This is a genomic window from Brachybacterium sp. JB7 (genome assembly GCF_003335205.1).
Lineage (GTDB): Bacteria > Actinomycetota > Actinomycetes > Actinomycetales > Dermabacteraceae > Brachybacterium > Brachybacterium alimentarium.
On the sequence record NZ_QPGN01000039.1, the window covers coordinates 1 to 2,552 of the forward strand.

Below are 2,552 nucleotides of genomic sequence, written 5' to 3' on the forward strand. Positions count from 1 at the left end.
GCGGAACTCGTCCCAGGTGGCGGGGGCCTGCAGCCCGAGCTCGTCCTCGAGGACCGCCTCATCGTTGCGCCAGGAGGTGGACAGCGTGCGCTGCAGCACGGGGGCGTCGTCGGTCGCGAAGGCCTCGGCGAAGCCGGCCAAGGAGGCCGCCGAGGCGCCGCGCCAGCCGTAGATCGCCTGCTGGGGATCGCCGACGGCGCAGGCGGCGTGCCCGGGCCCGAACAGGTCGGTGAGCATCTGGAGCTGCGCGACCGAGGTGTCCTGGAACTCGTCGAGCAGCACCACCCGGTGCATCCGTCGGGCGAGCCGACCCGCGGCGGGCACCTCGCGCGCCACCCGAGCCGCGAGGGAGACCTGGTCGGCGAAGTCCAGCGCGGAGCTCTCGGCCCGCACCTGGGCGAAGCGCTCGAGCAGCGGGATCAGGGCCAGTCGCGATTCGAGGGCGCTCAGCACGGAGGCGACGGCCTTGGGAGTGGTGCGCCGCTTCCCCTCGACCTGGAGCGGGATCCCCGAGAGGTGGTCGCGCACGGTCTCCAGATGCGCGCGCAGCTGGTCCGGGGTCACCAGATGGTCCGCGATCGACGAGGTCAGGGACAGCAGCGCGGCGGTGAGCGTGGCCGGGGAGGCTTCGAGGTCCAGCGAATCGTCCCAGCCCTCGACGAGGGAGTGGGCGAGCTGCCAGGACGCGGAGGTGGACATCATGGTCAGCTCGGGGTCGATGCCGACGGCGAGCGCGTGCTCGCGCACCAGGTCCAGGGCGAACCCGTTGTAGGTGTGGACCAGGGGTCGTTGGCCCACCAGGTCGTCGTGGCCGCGCTCCAGGCCGGTCGGGAGGGTCATCCCTTCCGCCCGCATAGCCCCGGCGAGCGCGGCGAGCCTCGTGGAGATCCGTGCCGAGAGCTCATGGGCGGCCTTGCGGGTGAAGGTCAGTCCGAGCACCTGGCGCGGCTCGACCACCCCATTGGCGATCAGCCACACCACGCGCGAGGCCATAGTCTCGGTCTTCCCGGAGCCCGCTCCCGCCACCACCAGCATCGGGGCCATCGGCGCTTCGATCACGGAGACCTGCTCCGGTGTGGGAGGGGGCTGCTCGAGCAGGGCGGCCAGGCGGGAGGCCGTGAGCGTCGCGGGGGTCATAGCTGATCTCCTTCGGGCTGCAGCGGGCAGCTGCTGCGCACCGCGCACTGGGAGCAATGGGTGTTCAAGCGGGCGGTGACCTGCTGGCCGGAGACGTCCTGGGACACCTCCGCGACGAGCTCGTCGAACCACGCGGGGTCCTCGGCGCGGTCCAGCGCCGCCTGGGTGCGCACCGAGGCCTTGCGGCCGCCGGTGCCGACGTACACCAGCTGGGCGCCGTTCAGTCGTTCCGGGGCGTCCTCGCCGAGCTGCTCGGCGAGCGCGCCATCCCGCACCGCTGCCTGATAGGCGGCCAGCTGCAGGTCGTCCTCGGCGGCCTTCGCCGTCTTCGCGCTGCGACCGGTCTTGAGGTCGACGACCCGCAGCCCGGTCGCGTCGCCCTCGATGCGGTCGATGCTGCCGCGCAGGCGCACCCTTCCCAGCTCCACCTCGAACGGTGCCTCGACGGCGAGCGGCTCCCCGGCCGAGCGGAGGTGCTCGTCGAGCAGGCGGGCCGCATCCTCGGCACGTCGCACCCGGCGCCGTCCGGACCAGGTCTCGGTGCCCGGGACGCTGCGCAGCAGGGTGTGCAGCTCCGTGAGCAGGTCCTCGGGGCCGCCGTCCGACCCGCGCGGATGGACCTGGGCGAGATGGTGCAAGGCGGTGCCGATGAGCTGGGCGGGACCGCCTGCGCGGGTGCCGCCGGCGCGCTCCATGAGCCAGGACTGCGGGCAGTCCACGGCGCGTTCCAGGGCCGAGGGTGACAGCGAGATCACGGTGCCCGGTGCGTGCAGCGGTTCCCTGCTGCTGGGGTCCTGGTGGTACCAGCGCGTCGGATCCGTCCCCGGGGCGCCGGCCGCGGCGAGGGAGTCCAGTGCGCGCGCGGCATCCTGCGCGCGCTGCGGGTCCCCGTCGTGCAGACGGCGACGCAGCGCCGCGACCAGCTGGCGGGTATCCGGGGCGGGGCCGGGATCCTGGCGCAGATGCTCGAGGTCGATCCACGGCGGGCCCCCGGCATCGGCGAGCGCCGCGCAGGCCTCGTGGAGGGCGGAGGGCTCGAGCTGATCGTCCTGCACGGCGGTGACGAGCACGCGGGTGCGAGCCCGGGCCATGGCGCTGATCGCCAGGCGCAGTTCGTCGGCGATCACCTGGCTGCGTTGGATCGCTCGCAGCGACTCGGGATCGCCGGGCAGCTCGGCGCCCTGCCGCGCCGCGGCGACCAGCGACAGCTCGGCGGCGCCGAACAGCGTCGAGCGCAGGCGGAGATCCGGCCAGGCCCCCTCCTGGATCCGGGCGAGCACGACGGTGTCGCGATGCTCACCGGCGAGCTGGGCGGGGGTGAGCACGGCGACGCGGCCGCGCGGGGCGGAGGCGGCAGCGAGGGTGTCCTCGACGACGGCCTGGCCGCGCACCTGTTCGACGAGGTCCATCGCTCC

2 protein-coding genes are annotated in these 2,552 nt (G+C 73.9%); both read right to left on the reverse strand.

The window, feature by feature from the left end:
- Positions 1-1,137 (reverse strand): UvrD-helicase domain-containing protein (locus tag CIK81_RS17775; protein WP_147272376.1); only part of this gene is annotated, 1,137 nt, incomplete at its 3' end.
- Positions 1,134-2,552: PD-(D/E)XK nuclease family protein (locus CIK81_RS17780; protein ID WP_147272377.1), on the reverse strand; the 1,419-nt coding region annotated here is incomplete at its 5' end. The genes CIK81_RS17775 and CIK81_RS17780, both read right to left, overlap by 4 nt.